Annotated in this window: 16 protein-coding genes; 6 read left to right on the top strand and 10 right to left on the bottom strand. The window is 56.3% G+C overall.

The window, feature by feature from the left end:
* Positions 1–24 precede the first annotated feature (24 nt).
* Together dapD and AC2T6E_RS10610 are read left to right on the top strand one after the other, a co-directional pair.
* The gene (gene dapD, locus AC2T6E_RS10605) at positions 25–849 is read left to right on the top strand and encodes a 2,3,4,5-tetrahydropyridine-2,6-dicarboxylate N-succinyltransferase (RefSeq protein ID WP_008501915.1); all 825 of its coding nucleotides are present in this window, start codon (positions 25–27) and stop codon (positions 847–849) included.
* Between the two features lie 111 nt (positions 850–960).
* Complete coding sequence (locus AC2T6E_RS10610; RefSeq protein WP_010426739.1) at positions 961–1,350, top strand: DUF3461 family protein; 390 nt, start codon at positions 961–963, stop codon at positions 1,348–1,350.
* A 69-nt stretch (positions 1,351–1,419) separates the two neighbouring features.
* On the opposite strand, the gene AC2T6E_RS10615 is transcribed toward AC2T6E_RS10610, so the two are convergent.
* The 3 genes from AC2T6E_RS10615 to dgt all read right to left on the bottom strand — a co-directional run bounded on the left by AC2T6E_RS10615 (position 1,420) and on the right by dgt (position 5,807).
* Positions 1,420–2,577 (bottom strand): CdaR family transcriptional regulator, encoded by a 1,158-nt coding sequence (locus AC2T6E_RS10615; RefSeq protein WP_010426741.1) that lies wholly within the window; start codon positions 2,575–2,577, stop codon positions 1,420–1,422.
* Between the two features lie 146 nt (positions 2,578–2,723).
* Positions 2,724–4,160, bottom strand: a complete 1,437-nt coding sequence (degP, locus tag AC2T6E_RS10620; RefSeq protein ID WP_010426743.1) for a serine endoprotease DegP — start codon at positions 4,158–4,160, stop codon at positions 2,724–2,726.
* 132 nt (positions 4,161–4,292) lie between these two features.
* Entirely contained in the window at positions 4,293–5,807 is a 1,515-nt protein-coding gene (gene dgt / locus AC2T6E_RS10625; RefSeq protein ID WP_486691620.1) for a dGTPase, read from the bottom strand.
* Between the two features lie 82 nt (positions 5,808–5,889).
* Between dgt and mtnN the strand changes: the two genes are divergently transcribed.
* Genes mtnN through AC2T6E_RS10640 form a run of 3 tightly spaced genes read left to right on the top strand, consistent with a single transcriptional unit; the run spans position 5,890 to position 8,035 of the window.
* On the top strand, positions 5,890–6,588 hold the full coding sequence (gene mtnN, locus AC2T6E_RS10630; RefSeq protein ID WP_460212920.1) for a 5'-methylthioadenosine/S-adenosylhomocysteine nucleosidase: 699 nt from the start codon (positions 5,890–5,892) through the stop codon (positions 6,586–6,588).
* Positions 6,581–7,381, top strand: a complete 801-nt coding sequence (btuF, locus tag AC2T6E_RS10635; RefSeq protein WP_108417048.1) for a vitamin B12 ABC transporter substrate-binding protein BtuF — start codon at positions 6,581–6,583, stop codon at positions 7,379–7,381. The genes mtnN and btuF overlap by 8 nt, the downstream gene beginning before the upstream one ends.
* A 30-nt stretch (positions 7,382–7,411) precedes the next feature.
* Entirely contained in the window at positions 7,412–8,035 is a 624-nt protein-coding gene (locus AC2T6E_RS10640) for a TRIC cation channel family protein (protein ID WP_108417049.1), read from the top strand.
* A gap of 71 nt (positions 8,036–8,106) precedes the next feature.
* On the opposite strand, the gene erpA is transcribed toward AC2T6E_RS10640, so the two are convergent.
* Both erpA and clcA read right to left on the bottom strand, forming a co-directional pair.
* Complete coding sequence (gene erpA, locus AC2T6E_RS10645) at positions 8,107–8,454, bottom strand: iron-sulfur cluster insertion protein ErpA (RefSeq protein ID WP_010426752.1); 348 nt, start codon at positions 8,452–8,454, stop codon at positions 8,107–8,109.
* Positions 8,455–8,540: 86 nt separating this feature from the next.
* Positions 8,541–9,941, bottom strand: coding sequence for a H(+)/Cl(-) exchange transporter ClcA (clcA, locus tag AC2T6E_RS10650; RefSeq protein ID WP_486691624.1), 1,401 nt, complete (start codon positions 9,939–9,941; stop codon positions 8,541–8,543).
* Positions 9,942–10,117: 176 nt separating this feature from the next.
* On the opposite strand from clcA, the gene hemL reads away from it, so the two are divergent.
* Positions 10,118–11,398 carry a glutamate-1-semialdehyde 2,1-aminomutase gene (gene hemL, locus AC2T6E_RS10655; protein WP_486691626.1) on the top strand — a complete coding sequence of 427 codons (1,281 nt, stop codon included), beginning with the start codon at positions 10,118–10,120 and terminating at the stop codon, positions 11,396–11,398.
* Positions 11,399–11,475: 77 nt separating this feature from the next.
* On the opposite strand, the gene fhuB is transcribed toward hemL, so the two are convergent.
* The 5 genes from fhuB to AC2T6E_RS10680 form a co-directional block, all read right to left on the bottom strand.
* Positions 11,476–13,458: a Fe(3+)-hydroxamate ABC transporter permease FhuB gene (gene fhuB, locus AC2T6E_RS10660; protein ID WP_486691628.1), complete on the bottom strand. Its 1,983-nt coding sequence runs from the start codon at positions 13,456–13,458 to the stop codon at positions 11,476–11,478.
* Complete coding sequence (gene fhuD / locus AC2T6E_RS10665; protein WP_312960677.1) at positions 13,455–14,345, bottom strand: Fe(3+)-hydroxamate ABC transporter substrate-binding protein FhuD; 891 nt, start codon at positions 14,343–14,345, stop codon at positions 13,455–13,457. The genes fhuB and fhuD overlap by 4 nt, the downstream gene beginning before the upstream one ends.
* The gene (gene fhuC, locus AC2T6E_RS10670) at positions 14,345–15,142 is read right to left on the bottom strand and encodes a Fe3+-hydroxamate ABC transporter ATP-binding protein FhuC (RefSeq protein WP_108417052.1); all 798 of its coding nucleotides are present in this window, start codon (positions 15,140–15,142) and stop codon (positions 14,345–14,347) included. The genes fhuD and fhuC overlap by 1 nt, the downstream gene beginning before the upstream one ends.
* Positions 15,143–15,192: 50 nt before the next feature.
* Positions 15,193–17,403, bottom strand: coding sequence for a ferrichrome porin FhuA (gene fhuA, locus AC2T6E_RS10675; protein WP_486691631.1), 2,211 nt, complete (start codon positions 17,401–17,403; stop codon positions 15,193–15,195).
* Between the two features lie 203 nt (positions 17,404–17,606).
* Complete coding sequence (locus tag AC2T6E_RS10680; protein WP_486691633.1) at positions 17,607–18,614, bottom strand: fimbrial protein; 1,008 nt, start codon at positions 18,612–18,614, stop codon at positions 17,607–17,609.
* Positions 18,615–18,625 lie beyond the last annotated feature (11 nt).

Below are 18,625 nucleotides of genomic sequence, written 5' to 3' on the forward strand. Positions count from 1 at the left end.
TTAGTGAAATGGAAAGAGTAAACAATGCAGCAGTTACAGAACGTTATTGAGTCCGCTTTTGAGCGTCGCGCCGAGATCACCCCGGCAAATGTGGATACCGTGACCCGTGAAGCGGTAAACCAGGTTATTTCCCTGCTGGATTCCGGCGCATTACGCGTGGCAGAAAAAATCGACGGTCAGTGGGTCACTCATCAATGGCTGAAGAAAGCCGTGCTGCTCTCTTTCCGTATCAACGATAACCAGGTTATCGATGGAGCAGAAAGCCGCTACTTCGATAAAGTGCCAATGAAATTCGCTGACTACGACGAAGCGCGCTTCCAGAAAGAAGGCTTCCGCGTGGTACCACCTGCGGCAGTGCGTCAGGGCGCGTTCATCGCACGCAATACCGTGCTGATGCCATCTTACGTGAACATCGGTGCTTACGTTGACGAAGGCACCATGGTGGACACCTGGGCGACCGTCGGCTCTTGCGCGCAGATCGGTAAAAACGTTCACCTGTCCGGCGGCGTCGGCATCGGTGGCGTACTGGAGCCGCTGCAGGCTAACCCAACCATCATCGAAGACAACTGCTTCATCGGCGCACGCTCTGAAGTGGTTGAAGGCGTGATTGTGGAAGAAGGCTCCGTGATCTCCATGGGCGTTTACATCGGCCAGAGCACCCGTATTTATGACCGCGAAACCGGTGAAGTTCACTACGGTCGCGTTCCAGCGGGTTCTGTGGTGGTTTCCGGCAACCTGCCGTCTAAAGACGGTAAATACAGCCTGTACTGCGCGGTTATCGTGAAGAAAGTGGATGCGAAAACCCGCGGTAAAGTGGGCATCAACGAGTTGCTGCGCACCATCGATTAATCGGGTATAACAAAAAGCGGGGGCAACCCCGCTTTTTTTGTATCTGAGGGTGGCGAAAATAGATTTTTTCGTTAATTATTCAAAGGTTATGTTGAGATCAAGGGTACCGCTATGTACGATAATCTGAAAAGTCTGGGCATTACCAATCCTGATGAAATTGATCGTTACAGCCTCCGTCAGGAAGCCAATAACGATATTCTTAAAATCTATTTTCACAAGGACAAAGGTGAGTTTTTCGCCAAAAGCGTGAAGTTTAAATATCCACGCCAGCGCAAAACCGTGGTGGCTGACGGCATCGGTCAGGGTTACAAAGAAGTACAGGAAATCAGCCCTAACCTGCGCTATGTGATCGATGAACTCGATCAGATCTGCCAGCGCGACCGCACTGAAGTTGATCTCAAGCGTAAGATCCTTGACGATCTGCGTCACCTTGAAAGCGTTGTGACGAATAAGATCAGCGAGATTGAAGCAGATCTTGAGAAATTAACTCGCAACAAATAAGTTGGGTGCGGCCTGATGCCCTCACCCCGGCCCTCTCCCACAGGGAGAGGGTGAAAACCGTACACACCATCATCTCTGTTCGTCCAGCTGCAGCGCCACATACAGCAGCAGCCTGTCGTCAAAATTCCCCAGATCCAGTCCCGTCAGCTCCGAAATCCGGTTTAACCGATACTCCAGGGTATTTCGGTGAATAAACAGCGCCTTCGAGGTCGCCAGCGGCTGCACGTTGTGACGGAACCAGGCCTGCAATGTACGGCGCAGCAGGCCGTTGTTGTCCATGGCTTTCAGGCGCACTAATGGCCGCGCCAGCTCGTTGGCCTGCCAGCCGCCGCGCAGGCTGTCGAGCAGCACCGGCAGCATCAAATCCTGATAGAAATAACTGCGGCTTTCCGGCATACGCTGTTTACCCACCATCATGGTGGTGCGTGCGGTCCGCCAGGAGCGGGCGATACTGCCCGGCCCGGTGAAGTAGTTGCCCAGCGCGACGCGAAAACGCAGCTGGCCGTTCTCCTGCATGCGTGCAATCAGCTGATCCACACGGCGGCGATGGTCTTCTGCATCCCAGCGGCCAAACTGATTGAGCGCGGGTTTAAGCACCACCATTTCAGTCAGAGACACAATCGCCACCAGGTTATTGCGTTCCGGCGTCGCCAGCGCATTTTGCAGCTGCTGCAGCTCTGCCATGGCGCTGTCCACGCCAAGCTGGCCGCTATCGACCTCAATCACCGCCACCACGCGCGGCTGGTTCAGATCGATCCCCAACCGCTGCGCCCATTCGCTGAGTGCAGGCGTATGCTCATCCGCCTGTATAAGGTTCATGACCAGCTCTTCGCGCAGGCGGCTGTCCTGGGCGAGAAGGTGCATGAGGCGCGACTGCTCCAGCATCATCTCCGCCGTCATACAGACCAGCTCGCCGTATTTACGCAGCGACTCCGGCTCGCCGGTCAGACCGATTACCCCCACAATCTCACCTTCAAGGCGCAGCGGCAAATTGATGCCCTGACGTACGCCATGCAGGTGTTTCGCTACCGCATCGTCGATATCTACCACGCGGCCCTGGGAGAGCACCAGCAATGCACCTTCGTGCAATTCCCCAATACGCTCGCGATCGCCGCTGCCGATAATGCGCCCGCGAGCATCCATCACGTTGATATTGGTATCAATGATGCGCATGGTGCGCGCCACGATATCCTGCGCCATTTTGGTATCAAGATGCCAGCCAGCCATGTAACCCTCCTGTGAGCAGAGCTCAAGCATAGGGAAGTTCAGCGACGGCTGCATTGTGCGAATGCACAAAGAGAGAGGGAGAAGTATGGAGTTGTGGTAACAGTCACAGAAACGAGAAAGCCCCTGCGAACAGGGGCTTGAGAGGATTACTGCATCAGCAGATAAAGCGAGGTATCACCACGCTGGATATTCAGCGCCAACACGGAAGGCTTGCTGTCGAGAATTTTGCGCAGTTCAGCGATGTTTTTCACCGGCTGCTGGTTAGCGCCCATGATCACATCACCTTTTTTCAGGCCGATACGGGCTGCCGGTGAATTCGCTTTCACGTTGTTCACCACCACGCCTTTGTCTGCGCCTTTATTGCTCATCTCGGCACCTTCAATCCCGCTGAAGATGGTGCTGGAATCCACCTGATTCTGGCTGCTCTGCTGCAGCTCCAGGCTTACGTTAACCGGCTTACCGTCGCGCAGCAGGCCGAGGGTGACTTTGCTGCCAATCGGCATCGAGCCCACTTCTGCACGCAGGGCGGCAAAGCTGCTGATCGGCTTACCGTTCAGGGAGGTAATCACATCCCCCGCTTTAATGCCCGCCTTCGCTGCAGAGGAATTTGGCATCACCTGGCTGACGAATGCCCCACGCTGGGCGTCAACCTTCATCGCTTTCGCCAGCTCGGAGTTCAGCTCAGTCCCGAGGATACCCAGCTCACCGCGTTTCACCTGGCCATACTGGACCATCTGCGCGGTCAGGTTTTTCACCATGTTGCTTGGGATAGCAAAGCCGATCCCGATGTTACCACCGTCCGGTGCCAGAATGGCGGTGTTGATACCGATCAGTTCACCGTTCAGATTCACCAGCGCACCGCCGGAGTTACCGCGGTTGATCGCCGCATCCGTCTGGATAAAGTTTTCGTAGTTTTCCGCGTTCAGGCCGCTACGACCCAGCGCAGAGACGATACCTGAAGTCACAGTTTCGCCCAGGCCAAACGGGTTACCGATTGCCACGGTGTAGTCACCCACGCGCAGCGCGTCGGAATCGGCAAGCTTAATCGCCGTCAGGTTTTTCGGATCCTGAATCTGGATCAGCGCGATATCGGAGCGCGGATCTTTGCCCACGACTTTGGCATCGAACTTACGACCGTCGCTCAGCTGAACTTTAATGGTGCTGGCGTTATCCACAACGTGGTTGTTGGTTACTACGTAGCCTTTTGCGGCGTCAATGATGACACCCGAGCCAAGCGCCATGAATTTCTGCTGCTGGCCGCCGCCCTGGCTGTCATCTCCTGCCCCACCGCCCTGACAGAACGGGGAACTCTGGAATGGCGAACCGTCCTGGCAGAACGGCGAGTTGTCGCCGAAGAACTGCTGGAAGTTACGCGGCATACGCGGCGTATTGACGGTCGTGCTGCCCTCAACGTTAATACTCACCACCGATGGCATCACTTTTTCGAGCATCGGTGCCAGGCTTGGCATCTGCTGCGCGGTTGCTGCCGACGACGCGGTCTCGGCTGCAGTAGCAGTCAGAGGAGACAGCGCTAAACCTAAACTCAGAGCCAGTGCACTCATTGCTAATGTGGTTTTTTTCATGTTTCTCAATCTCGATTTACCAGATAACGCAAAATTGCTGTGTAACTCAGATTCGTTTTATACCGCTTAGTTCCGGGATTAAGTTTATGGAAAAAGTAAAAATTTATTGGTCGTCTTTACAAAACTCAGCGCTTATTCCACGGCCATGAGCTTGCGGTACTCATCCCAGGCATATAAATCTGTCATGCCGCTGATATAGTCCTGGATAAGGCGACAGCGATAATAATATTCCATCACTGGCCATTCCGGGGAGTGGCGTTCCAGCTTACCAATCGCTTCGACATACGCCAGACGATGACGGGTAGAAAGTTTCTGATAAAGCCGGGATTCGATAGGTATTCGCCGCACGCGCTCGTGTTCCACCAGCTCGCTGAATTCATCGACTGATAAGTGAAGCAACGGGGAATAAATTTCCAGTAATCCGCTGATCACCCGGTATCCCTGCAGCTCTAATTGCTCCACGTCCGGATGGCTGAACACATGGCGCATCGCCACATGTTTATAAAGCTCAAGGAGTTGACTGAAACTGCTGTCATCTTCCAGCAGCGCGTGATTGAATTCCCCGCTGAAAATCAGCGGCAAATTATCAATAAAGCGCGACGCCGCGTAAGGCACCAGCTTATTTAATGTATTGACCCGCAAATACATAAAGAACTGATCTTCGGTACTGCGGCTGAGGGAATTCGAGCGCGATTTTTCCCAGGCATTTTCGACGACCTGAGAAAACAGCGACCCTTTTTCATGTTTACCCCAGGCATCATAAAGATGCTGATAAAGCTCCTCGACGCTGAATATTCTTTTCTCAACGGCGTCTTCCAGGTCGGCCACGCAATAGGAAATGTCATCGGCGGCTTCCATAATCCACGTCAATGGGAAACGCCCCTTTGGCGTTAATGAAAGTTCTTTACGCAGCCGCTCAATATAGGCCTCTTCAGAGAGATAGTAGCCCGGCTTTTTCATCAGGTAGCTGTGCGTGGCAGGCGTTTCTCCCATCCACCAGGCCGGGCGCGTGTATTTGAGTATGCAGCCCACCTGCGCCCACGTCAGATTCATGCGCATCAGGGAGTGCACCAGGCGGATCCCCTGCGCGTTACCTTCAAAATGGCAGAGATCCTGACGGACTTTGCGACGCAGATCGTTAAGGCTCTCTTCACCCTCACGCAGGCGTAAATCCCTCACCACGCAGCGATCGTCGCTCAACGGCTGGCTTTTCGCGTCCAAAGGGAAAAGCCGCTGCTTAAACCAGTCGTTGATTGCCGCCTCGCCGAAATGCCCGAAGGGCGGGTTGCCGATGTCATGCATCAGGCAGGCCATCTCAACGATGCTTTCAAACGGCCCGGTCAGTTCATCCAGACCATAAGTTTCCAGCAGCCGCTGCTCTTTCAGGCGGCTCAAAATCTCTTTGGCAATGTAGCGCCCAACCTGCTGAACTTCCATAGAGTGGGTTAAGCGCGTGCGCACCGCGGCGTTACGCTCCAGCGGGAACACCTGGGTCTTTTGCTGCAAGCGCCGGATAGCGGGCGAGTTAATGATCCTCCCGCGATCGCTCTCGAAGATACGCAGGATCTCATGTTCGCTCTTTTCGCCCTGCGGCGAACGGAAACGTCGGTGCCAGTTAATTTTGGTGCGAAAATTGATTGGTGCCATGTGCTCCCCCGCGTGAGAATGCGTTTCCCCTTAACCGCATGATAGACTATGCATCTTAACAAGGCACATCGCGAGTAAATCTATGAAAATCGGCATTATTGGTGCAATGGAAGAAGAAGTTACGCTGCTGCGTGACAAAATTGAGAACCGTCAGACTCTCTCTCTGGGTGGTTGTGAGATCTACACCGGCCAGCTGAACGGTGTTGACGTGGCTCTGCTGAAATCTGGCATCGGTAAAGTTGCGGCTGCGCTGGGTGCGACCCTGCTGCTCGAACGCTGCAAGCCGGACGTGATCGTTAATACCGGCTCTGCGGGCGGTCTGGCGCCGACGCTGAAAGTGGGTGATATCGTCGTTTCCGACGAAGCACGTTACCACGATGCCGACGTGACCGCCTTCGGCTACGAATATGGTCAGCTTCCGGGTTGCCCGGCCGGGTTTAAAGCCGACGACAACCTGATTGCCGCGGCAGAAAGCTGCATCGCAGAACTGAACCTCAACGCGGTACGCGGCCTCATTGTCAGCGGTGATGCGTTCATTAACGGCTCCGTGAGCCTGGCGAAAATCCGCCATAACTTCCCGCAGGCGGTTGCCGTTGAGATGGAAGCAACCGCGATTGCTCATGTTTGCCATAACTTTAGCGTACCGTTTGTGGTGGTTCGCGCGATCTCTGACGTGGCAGACCAGCAGTCCCACATTAGCTTTGACGAGTTCCTTGTTGTGGCGGCAAAACAGTCCACCGTGATGGTGGAGCGTCTGGTGCAGAAACTGGCTCGTGGCTAAACATACCGTCAGGGCGCTGGCCGCCCTGCTTCTTCTCGCACCGGCATGGCTTTTCGCCATGCCGCGTGTGATTACTCTCTCCCCCGCGAATACCGAACTGGCCTTTGCTGCCGGGATCACCCCTGTGGGCGTGAGTAGCTTTTCGAATTATCCCCCCCAGGCCGCCAGCATTGAGCAGGTCGCGACCTGGCAAGGAATGAATCTCGAGCGCATTGTGGCGCTTAAGCCTGACCTCGTGCTGGCCTGGCGTGGCGGCAATGCCGAGCGGCAGGTCAACCAACTGACCTCACTGGGTATTAAGGTCATGTGGGTGGACGCAGTCAGTATTGAGCAAATCGCCCAGACGCTGCGCGATCTGGCCCCTTTTAGCCCCACGCCCAAAAAAGCCGAGGACGCTGCGAAACAGATGCTCAGCGACTATGCAGCGCTGAAATCCCGGTACAACACCCCCGCCAAAAAACGCATCTTTCTGCAATTTGGTAGCCAGCCGTTGTTCACCACCGGAAAAGGGTCGATTCAGAACCAGGTGCTGGAAATCTGCGGCGGCGAAAATATCTTTGCAGCCAGCCGGGTACCCTGGCCTCAGGTTAGCCGTGAACAGGTGCTTGCACGCCAGCCGCAGGCCATCGTCGTGGTCGGAAATGCGAGCGATATTCCTAAAGTTGAACACTTCTGGCAAAGCCAGCTTAAAATTCCGGTGATCCCGCTCAACGGTGACTGGTTTGAACGCGCCAGCCCGCGTATTATCCTCGCCGCAAAACAACTCTGTGCCGCGCTGGCAGAGAGTCACTAACATAGATAAATACTTTTCGAGGATTTAACGATGCTCGTGTATTGGCTGGATATTCTTGGCACAGCCGTTTTTGCTATCTCCGGCGTTTTACTCGCCGGAAAACTGCGCATGGATCCGTTTGGCGTGCTGGTGCTGGGCGTTGTGACCGCCGTGGGCGGCGGAACAATCCGTGATATGGCGCTGGCAAATGGCCCGGTGTTTTGGGTAAAAGATCCCACCGATCTGGTGGTAGCGATGGTCACCTGCATGTTGACCATTGTATTGGTTCGTCAGCCCCGCAGATTACCCAAATGGATATTACCGGTGCTGGATGCCGTCGGCCTCGCCGTGTTTGTCGGTATTGGCGTTAATAAGGCGTTTAATGCAGGTACCGGTCCGATGGTGGCGATCTGCATGGGTGTATTAACCGGCGTGGGCGGCGGGATCATTCGCGACATTCTGGCGCGTGAAGTGCCGATGATCCTGCGTACTGAAATTTACGCGACGGCCTGTATTGTAGGGGGAATTGTTCACGCCACCGCGTACTACACCTTTGCGGTCCCGCTGGAAAATGCCGCGATGCTGGGGATGGTCGTGACGCTGGTAATACGTTTAGCGGCGATACGCTGGCACCTGAAGCTGCCGACGTTTGCGCTGGATGAGAATGGCAGGTAAATGCAAAACGGTAACCGCAAGGTTACCGTTTTTAGCGTTTTGCCGGGGTGAGGGCATCATCCCGCACCCTCTTAAATACTGAACGACGAACCACACCCACAGGTGCTTGTTGCGTTCGGGTTGGTCACCACAAAGCGCGAACCTTCCAGACCTTCGGTGTAATCAACAGAACCACCGACCAGGTATTGCAGGCTCATCGGATCAACCACCAGCGCGACGCCCTGCTTCTCGATGGTCATGTCGCCCTCGTTCACCTGGTCGTCAAAGGTAAAACCATACTGGAAGCCGCTGCAGCCACCACCGGTAATATAAACACGGAGTTTCAGTTCCGGATTGTCTTCATCGGCAATCAGGACTTTTACTTTTTTGGCTGCTGCTTCGGTAAATTCGAGCGGTACAGCTACTACGTCATCACTCATCTTATGCTCCCATGAATACTGCATACTGCTATTGGGTAAAAATCACCCAATTCTTTTTTTCATTATCTAATACCCTGGTAATTCATTCAAGTATTCTGCGTTGAGGCCCGTTCAGCCTCCTGTTTCGCCAGGGTCCGTGCAAGAATGGTGGAGTATAGCGGTTTTCCACCCAGGAATTGGGCTAATAGTGTCGCGCCGAGACAGGTAATGATCATTGGCAAAATGAGCTGGTAATTGTCCGTCATCTCAAGCACCAGCACGATCCCGGTCAAGGGTGCACGCAGGGACGCGGCGAGCAGCGCCCCCATTCCGGCGACGGCAAATGTCCCGGCTTCAAGGTTATAGGCCGGGAAACCCACGGCCGCCGCCATGCCAAAAGCGGTTCCCAGCAGCGTGCCCAGCGCCAGCATCGGGGCAAAAATGCCGCCAGGTGCGCCGGAGGAGAAGCAGAGTACGGTAGTGATCACCCGCGAGATGAACATGAACAGCAAAAGACCAATGCTGAAATTTCCCGCCGCCGCAATGGGGATAAGGCCAAAGCCGCCACCTGCCGCGTTGGGTTCGATAAAGCCCAGAACCCCACACATGCCGCCGAGCAGCCCCCCCACCAGCACCCATTTGGTCGTGTTGCCGCCGTGGATCCGCTGGAACATGTCCTGAGCACGTAAAATAAGGCTGTTAAACAGCGGGCCAACTATGCCAAAAATCATGCCGAGGATCAGATACAGCCACAGCGTATTGACCGGCGCATTGGTGAGCTTCCCGACCTCGATGACCGCCCCTTCGCCATTGAAAAGGCGAAAGACGATACTCGACATGATCACCCCGGTAAACACCGCTTTTATCGAGATCAGGTTATAGCGAAACTGCGCGCGCATCTCTTCGATAATAAACAGGATCCCCGCCAGCGGGGCATTAAACGCGGCGGAAAGGCCTGCGGCGGCACCGGTTGCCAGCAGCGTATGGCGGGCTTCAGCACTGCGCATCCTGAACAGATCGCTGACCATACGGCCAACATTACCGCCCAGTTGTACGGTCGGCCCTTCGCGCCCGAGCACCATTCCCGCACCAAGCGTCCCCAACCCGCCGATAAACTTCACGGGAAGCACGCGCCACCAGCGGACCGGACGCAGCTCTTCGAGCGCCCCTTCTATTTCCGGGATCCCTGAACCGCCCGCTTCCGGGGCAAATTTCCGTACCAGAAAATAGCCCACCATGGCGAGCAGTGCAGATAAACCAAACGCCAGGATCCAGACCAGCCATTCGCGATCGGCGTAACCCGCAACGGTGCCAATACGCCAGTTAAGCACGCCATTGACGGCCTTTTCGAACGCGACGCCCACCAGCCCCGCCAGCGTTCCCACCACGGCAGCGCCCAGCAGAATCGCCAGCGGCGTCTTGTCGCGATTGAGCAGTCGTCGGATGCTGATACGGTGTCGCGCGCGCGCAAACTGTTGTTCTTCAAATGAGGGTGAGTCTGATTTCATTGCCTGTTCTTTTCGTCATACAAATCGCCGTCAGGATTTTACCAGAGACCGCCCCACCGTCTCCTGAAAATTACTTAACAAATCTTAAAGCATTGCCAGGGTAAAAATTTCATAACCATCCCCGAATCACTTAGAATAGTGTGCTTAATCATTTTATACGAACCAGGAACGACGCCATGAGCAAGTCTGAAAACCTCTACAGTGCAGCCCGCGAGCTTATTCCGGGTGGCGTGAACTCACCTGTGCGCGCCTTTACCGGCGTGGGCGGCACGCCGCTGTTTATCGAACGTGCTGACGGCGCGTATCTGTATGATGTCGATGGCAAAGCCTATATCGATTATGTCGGCTCCTGGGGCCCGATGGTGCTGGGGCACAACCACCCAGCCATTCGTAACGCGGTGATTGAAGCGGCTCAGCGCGGCCTGAGCTTTGGTGCACCAACCGAAATGGAAGTCAAAATGGCGGAGCTGGTGACCGAACTGGTGCCCACCATGGACATGGTACGTATGGTGAACTCCGGCACCGAAGCCACCATGAGCGCCATTCGTCTGGCGCGAGGTTTTACCGGTCGCGATAAAATCATCAAATTCGAAGGTTGCTACCACGGCCACGCCGACTGTCTACTGGTGAAAGCGGGCTCTGGCGCGCTGACGCTCGGCCAGCCAAACTCGCCGGGCGTACCGGCCGATTTCGCTAAGCATACCCTGACCTGTACCTACAACGATCTGGACACCGTTCGCGCGGCGTTCGAGCAGTATCCGCAGGAGATCGCCTGCATCATCGTTGAGCCGGTTGCGGGCAACATGAACTGCATCCCACCGCAACCTGACTTCCTGCCAGGCCTGCGCGCCCTGTGCGACGAGTTCGGCGCGCTGCTGATCATCGATGAAGTGATGACCGGCTTCCGCGTGGCGCTGGCGGGTGCTCAGTCTTACTACGGCGTTGAGCCAGACCTCACCTGCCTCGGCAAAATCATCGGCGGCGGCATGCCGGTCGGGGCATTCGGTGGTCGTAAAGACGTCATGGAAGCGCTGGCACCAACCGGCCCGGTTTACCAGGCGGGCACGCTCTCGGGCAACCCCATCGCGATGGCAGCGGGTTTCGCCTGCCTGACCGAAGTGGCTCAGCCGGGTATTCACGAAACCCTGACCGACCGTACCACGCAGCTGGCAAACGGTCTGCTGGAAGCGGCAGAAGAGGCCGGTATTCCTCTGGTGGTCAACCACGTGGGCGGGATGTTCGGGATTTTCTTCACCGAGGCGAAAACCGTGACCTGCTATCAGGACGTGGTGAAGTGCGACGTTGAACGCTTCAAGCGCTTCTTCCACCTGATGCTGGACGAAGGCGTGTACCTGGCACCGTCAGCGTTCGAAGCGGGCTTTATGTCCGTGGCGCACAGTGAAGAAGATATCAATAACACCATCGACGCGGCACGTAAGGTGTTTGCGAAGCTGTAAGGGCATTGCCGGGTGGCGCTCACGCTTACCCGGCCTACGATGCTCTCCCTCTCCCCGTGGGAGAGGGCCGCACCTGACTACCGGCTCTGCTTTCTCAACAGATAAATAAAGTACGGCGCACCGATAAAGGTCGACAGCAGACCCGCCGGGATCTGATACGGGAAAAGCACCATTCTTCCACACCAGTCCGCGAACACCAGCATCACCCCGCCCGTCAGAGCCGACATCACAATATGCGGCATCGTCCGGCGGAAGCCCATCATTCTGGCAATATGTGGCGCCATTAACCCCACAAAACTTAGCGGTCCAATCGTCATGGTTGCCGTCGCCGTCAGGCAGGCAGCCAGCAGCAGCAGCGCCACGCGCGCTGGCGTCAGCGCCATCCCCACCGCACGCGCGGTTTCACCGCCAAGCGGCAGGATGGTCATCCAGCGACGGCACAGCGGAACCACCGCCAGCAGTGCTATCATGACGATGCCTGACCAAATAACCTGACTGCCGGTGGCATTGTAGGTTGAGCCAGAAATCCATGTCAGGATCTTCGCCATACGCGGATCGCCGCTGGCCTGCAGCATCATCAGCAGCATCGTGAAGGCGGTGCTCAGCGCCATCCCGGCCAGCAGCATGCGGTGAGGTGAAAATCCGCCGCGACCGGCAGCAATCAGGATAATCATCAGCGTGACCGCCGCACCGATACTTCCGGCAGGCAGTAGCCAGCCAAACGCATTGCCCGGCACGAAGAACAGCATAAGGACCACGCCAAACGCCGCGCCAGAACTGATACCCAGGACTTCCGGGCTTGCCATCGGGTTGCCGGTGAGACGTTGAATAATGCACCCCGCGACCGCCAGCATCACGCCTGCGATCAGCGCAGCGAAGATACGTGGCCAGCGCCACTGCAGCAGTTCATTGAGTAAATCACCCGTTGCCCAGTGCCAGCCCGAGGCATCGCGTCCGAAGGAGAGCGCCGCGAACGAGGCAATGATCAGTACCGCCAGTCCCGCCAGGCTAAACCAGAGGACCGACTGCCGCTCGGCATAGACCTTATCACCCGCATCCATGGCGGGCGCGCTCATGCTGCGCAGGCGCGGCAGCAGCCACAGCAGCAGCGGCGCACCGACGAGTGCGGTCACCGACCCGGTAGACACTTCCATCCAGACTCGCGCCAGCCAGAGAATGATTTGATCGGAAAACCAGAGGATCAGCGCCCCAATCAGTGGCGCCAGCATCAGACGCGTCAGCAAACGACGCGCCCCAAGCATTTTCGCCAGTAGCGGCGCAAACAGGCCGATAAACCCGATGATGCCGACCGCGTTTACCAGCAAAGCACTTAGCACAATCGCCAGCGCCAGCGCGCCCAGACGCGCCAGCGACAGGGCAAGACCCAGGTTGCGCGCCACGCCGTCGTCCAGCCCCATTAGGGTCAGCGGACGTAGCAGCAGCAGCGTCAGCACCACGCCGCCAATCAACTGTGGCCACAGGCGCTGCACGATGCTCCAGTCGGTCTGGGTGAGCGTCCCGGTACTCCACATGAACATGCTTTGCAGCTGGTCGTGATGGAACAGCACCAGCAGCTGGTTGATCGCCCCGCAGTAAAGGCTGACCACCAGACCCGCGAGGATCAGGGTGACCGGTGAAAGACGTTTACCCCAGGCCACACCAAAGACCAGCGCGCCCACCACGCATGCCCCCGCGAGTGCTGCAAACTGCGAGGTTAACGCACCCGGTAGCGCCCACAGCGTGGTAATGGTGATCCCAAGCTGTGCGCCGGTTGCGACCCCCAGCGTGGTCGGTTCGGCCAGCGGGTTACGTAAAACCTGCTGGAAAAGCACGCCCACCAGCCCTAAACCGGCGCCGACTAAAAGGGAGATCGCCAGACGCGGCAGCAGGCTGTAGTGGAACAGCATTTGCTGAATATTATCGATATCCGGCGCGGCAAAGGCAGCGCCCCACTGTTCGCGCGGTAACGCGGTCGAGAGGTTGAACCAGGTTAACGCCAGCGCGACAAGGCAAAGCAGCGTCAGAAGAAGCGCCGGGAAACGGGCAATGCGAGTACTCATGCCTTGCCTCCCATCGCGTTGTCCAGCACGCGGGCAAAATGCATCGCCGACAGCGTCGCGCCGTAGAACCACACCGCCGGCGCGCGCAGGAAACGTTTCTCGCGTACGAACGGCATCGCCTGCCAGAGCGGGGTCGCCATCAGGGTTTGCATTTCGCGCTCGTTGCCGTGATCGAAGCACAGCACGTCCACATCGCGAAATGCCGCCAGGCGATCAATGCCAACGGCGGTACTGCCCCAGAAGGTCATCTCCCCTTCCCAGGCGTTGCGAATACCGAAGCTGTCGAGCACTTCCTGGAACAGGCAGTTATTACCGAAGACCAGCATATGTCGGGCATCCAGCAGCGTCACCATCAGTAAAGGACGGTCGCCCCGGTGAGCAAAGCGCGGCTTCAGGGAGTCAATCAGGGCATCAAATTCGTCGAGGTGTTTTTTGGCTTCCGCCTCGCGGTTAAGGAAATGAGCCATCTCGTTAATGGAGTTTTTTGCCATCGCGAGCGGTTTTTTACCGTCGCTGAAAGAGAATCCGCGCCCTGGCGCAATGCGCGCCATGGTCTCTTCTGACGGACCGTAGCCCGCTGACCAGAACAGGAACGACGGTTTCATCTGGGTAAGCAGTTCGAGGTTTGGCTCCGTTCGCAGGCCGATGTCGATGACCGAGTCCGGCAGCTTCGGCTCGTTCACCCAGAGGTTATAGTTAGGAATGTCCGCCACGCCATACGGCGTGACGCCGAGCGCCATCATCAGCTCGACCGGCAGCCATTCCAGCGCCACAATCCGATGTGGATCTATCCCGGCGGCACGGGCGGTATTCATTTTTAACAGCAGCGGTGACAGCGCCATCGCCATCAGCAGGCGACGGCGGCTCATTGAGATTGAATCCAGCATCAGTAGACGAAGCTCACCGGTGCAGCCCCGGCTGGGTGAGGCAAAATCCCCATCGGAATACCGTAAATGGTTTCCAGCGTTTCGCTTCGCATCAGCTCGGACGGCGTTCCCTGCGCAATCATTTCGCCACCGCGCAGCGCGACGAGATAATCACAGTAGCGCGCTGCCATGTTGATATCATGCAGTACCGCAATCACCGTCAGCCCACGCTGCTGGCTTAAACGATGCACCAGCGCCAGAACGTCAACCTGGTGGGCAATATCCAGCGCAGAGGTCGGTTCGTCGAGCAGCAGGCAACGGCTGTCCTGCGCCACCAGCATCGCAATCCACGCGCGCTGACGCTCACCGCCGGACAGGCTATCCACCAGACGGTGCGCCAGCGGCTTTAATCCTACCAGCGCAATCGCCTCTTCCACTTTCTCTCTGTCGGCCACGCCGAAGCGACCAAGCGCCCCGTGCCACGGATAACGACCAATCGCCACCAGCTCACGCACCGTCATCCCTTCTGCCTGCGGTAGCTGCTGCGGCAGATACGCCACCTTGCGGGCAAAGGCCTTGCTGTTCCAGCTTTCCAGCGGCTGACCGTCCAGCAGGATATCGCCTTCCGACGGCGGCTGATGGCGTCCAAGCATCTTAAGCAACGTGGATTTACCCGAGCCATTGTGACCAATCAGGCCAGTGACTTTACCGGCAGGGAATGTCAAAGAGAGCGGATGCAGCAGGGTGCGCCCGGGTACGCGAAAGGAGAGATTGCTGAGCGAAAAGGTGGTGTCGGATTGCGTTTGATTATCCTGCATATCAGCCAACTTAAATAAAAAGGGCACGGCGAACCGTGCCCGAAGAGAGATTAGAAGCGGAAGGTCGCGGTGGCAACAACCTGACGTCCAGCGCCCCAGTAGCATGCATATTCGCTGTAGCAGCTGGAAACGTACTCGCGGTCAAAGATGTTGTTCACGTTGACGCCGACTGAAGAGCCTGGCATTCCGAAGCGCGCCAGATCGTATTTCACCGTCGCATCTGCCAGCGCGTAACCCGCCACATTAAACGACTCGTAGGCTTTCGGCGAGGCGGCGGAGTAGTAGGACACGGTATTGCCGATATAACGGGTGCCCGCACCGACAGTCAGACCGCTCAGCGCCGTTTCGTGGAAAGTGTAATCCGCCCACAGAGAGGCCATGTTGCGTGGCACTTCTGCCGGGCGACGGCCTTCATACCAGGTATCGTGCGTATATTCCGCATCGGTGTAGCTGTAGGATGCCGTCACGTTCACGTTGGCAGACACGGCCGCTTTCGCTTCCAGTTCGAAGCCACGGGAACGGATTTCTCCTCCCTGCACGCTAAAGCCGCTGGTCGGGTTCGCAGGATCGGCGGTCAGGTTGTTATTCTTGGTCAGCTGGTACACCGCAGCAGTGACAACAACTGGCAGATCTTTCGGGACATACTTCACGCCCGCTTCGTACTGCTTGCCGCGAGCCGGATCGAACGGCTTACCGTCCTGGGTCGTCCCGGAAACCGGTTCGAAAGATTCGCTGTAGCTAAAGTACGGCGTGATACCGTTGTCGAACAGGTAGTTAATGCCCCCGCGCCAGGTGAATGCCTGGTCGTTAATTTCCGCGGTGGTTCCGCTAGCACGGTTCAGGGCTGACGTTTTTGCAAAGTCATAGCGTCCACCCATCGTGAGCACCCACTTATCCCACTCAGCCTGATCCTGAGCATACAGACCCGTTTGCTCCTGACGGTTAAGCATCTGATACAGGTAGTAAACATCGACGTTCGGATTACCGTACTCAGGCTTCGTCATGCTGATAGGATCAGCGGTGCCATAGTCAGCGTTAATGTCATTACGCATGCGGAGGTAATCGACACCCGTTAACAGGGTATGATCAACTGCGCCGGTCGCAAATTTGGACTGAAGCTGCGTATCAACCGTGAAAGAATTCAGATTTTCATCAGAACGGACATAGGCACGGCTGATCTGCCCCGGAGCGATATAGCCATTGCCGTAGACAGAGCGGTACAGGGTATTGATTTTGCTGTAGCGCAGATTTTGACGCACGGTGAAGGTGTCGTCGAATTGATGCGAGAAGCTATACCCCACCATCTTCTGACGACGGGAAATCTTGTTATCTTCCTCGCCTTCATTGAAGTCGGTCGGCAGTTTATGCGCGTTGCCGTTGGCGTCGTAGTAAGGCACAACGGTGCCTTCCCGCGGCAGCCAGCCGTAATAGCCCGCATCCGGATCGCTCTGGAAGTTGCTCAGGAAAGTAAAATCGGTTTTCTCATCAGGACGCCAGCTGAAGGAAGGCGCAATCGCGTAGCGGGTAGACTTCACCATCTCCTGCTGCGCATTTTCGCTGCGCCCCAGACCGGTGAGGCGATACGCCCATACGCCGTCATCGTCAATCGCATCGCTGAAGTCAAACCCGGTTTGCCACAGGTTATCCGTTCCCATTTTGAACTGGATTTCTTTCAACGGCTCCGTGGTTGGACGCTTGCTCACCATACTCACCACTCCGCCCGGATGGCTTTTACCATACAGCACGGACGTTGGGCCACGCAGCAGTTCAACGCGCTCAAGGAAATAGGGATCCATAGAGGCTTCAGAATAGTTATCACCCTGCAGCTTCATGCCATCCAGATACTGGTTGGTGTTTACGGTGCTGGAGGTGGTGAAACCACGAATAGAAACTACATCATAGGTCGTTGATGCGCCGCGCGTTGAAAATACGCTCGGCGTATAGGCCAGAGCCTGTTTAACCATACCCGGCTGTTTCATGTCCATTTCTTCACGGGTTACCACGGAAATGGACTGCGGGGTTTTCTCAATTGGAGTATCGGTTTTGGTCGCTGTCGCGGTCCGTTTTGCTGCAATTGTCGGCGCTGGCCCCCAGGCACTTTCCTGCGCAGCAGGTGCGGCAGTAACGGTGATGGTTTCTTCTTTTTTCGGGGTTTCGGCAGCCTGTGCGTAAGTAGACATGCCGGCAACCGCTGTGGCTACGACAACCGCGATTTTACGCAGCGACGTGTTAATTGGCTGAGCAGTATTGGAAAGCGCCATGTTTATCTCTGATGGAAAAGTGAATGATAACGTAAACGAGAATTATTATTATGACCGCAGAATAATATGCGAAACGCTGGTTGCATAGCAAGCAGTAAGCGGCCCTACAAGATTTAAGGGTTTAAGAATTAACCAGATGAAAACAGGGGGTTAATGGAGTTAGCGAAATGATCGCTAAAGCCCGCCGAAACGGGCGGAAAGGATTAACGGTAAAACACCTCGAACGTGGCGACGGAATCGACTTTGCCTGCTTTAACTTCCCCCGTTTTGACGTAGCGCGCCTTAAGGGGAATTTCGACGGGAACCTTGTCCTGGGTGCTGGTTATCGCCGTGTAATTTTGGTCAAACTGCAGCACCGTATCGTTCTTGTCGAGAATTTGGATGCCGATACCCGCAGCGGCGGCATCTCCTGCGGCAATGCCGAGGATATTACCGTTCGTCACCCCCGTCGAACCCGCGCTGGTGAACTGATAATCGACCTTTGTCCCCGCCGCGCAGTCGGTGATTTCAATCTTAAAACTGCCGTCGGTGAGAATGTCTGAGTATTGTCCGTTAAAATCCTGCACATTAACCGTTTTCAGGGGTACATAGATGTTACGGTCGACCAGATTACAGGTGTTGGTGGTGATATGAACGCTGGTGGGCGAAAAACGCATTTCACCAATCACGACTCCCCCTAACGTATCCTGAGCGGTTAACCGCGAGGTATCCAGATCCCCCTCCTGAATATCGCCAATGACGATGAGCTGCGCGGCGGCACGAAAAACGGATGTGTAATGAGAATAGCCGTGAATCGATCCAACGCTATGCCACGGGCGAGTCAGGTTTTCTTCAGTATAATCAGGAAATTGCTCGGAAGAAGAGGCCGCGCGGATCCCAATCCCCGGCACGTTCGTTTTATACACTCCCGGCAACACATCTTCGCGAGCATCCCCCTCCGTTAGCGTCAGATACCCTCGTCGAATCTGGGCGTCAGCGCCGCCGCAATCCACTCTGACTTCGCCGCTTTCCGCGTTGTTATCATAAATCACCGTCCCCACCGGCGTATCGGGATCGAGAACAATTGCGGGTGGGATTTGGAACGTAACCACCCCGTCCTTTCCCCCCTCGCCTGTGAAGGTGCAGTTAGCATACGCCGGATGCAGAAAAACGGTGGCGAGCAGCAGCGCAACCCCTGCGCAAAGGGAGTGTATCGTCATACGTTGGCTCATCGGGTTTCCTT

The sequence above is a fragment of the Enterobacter sp. B79-1 genome, from assembly GCF_057444735.1.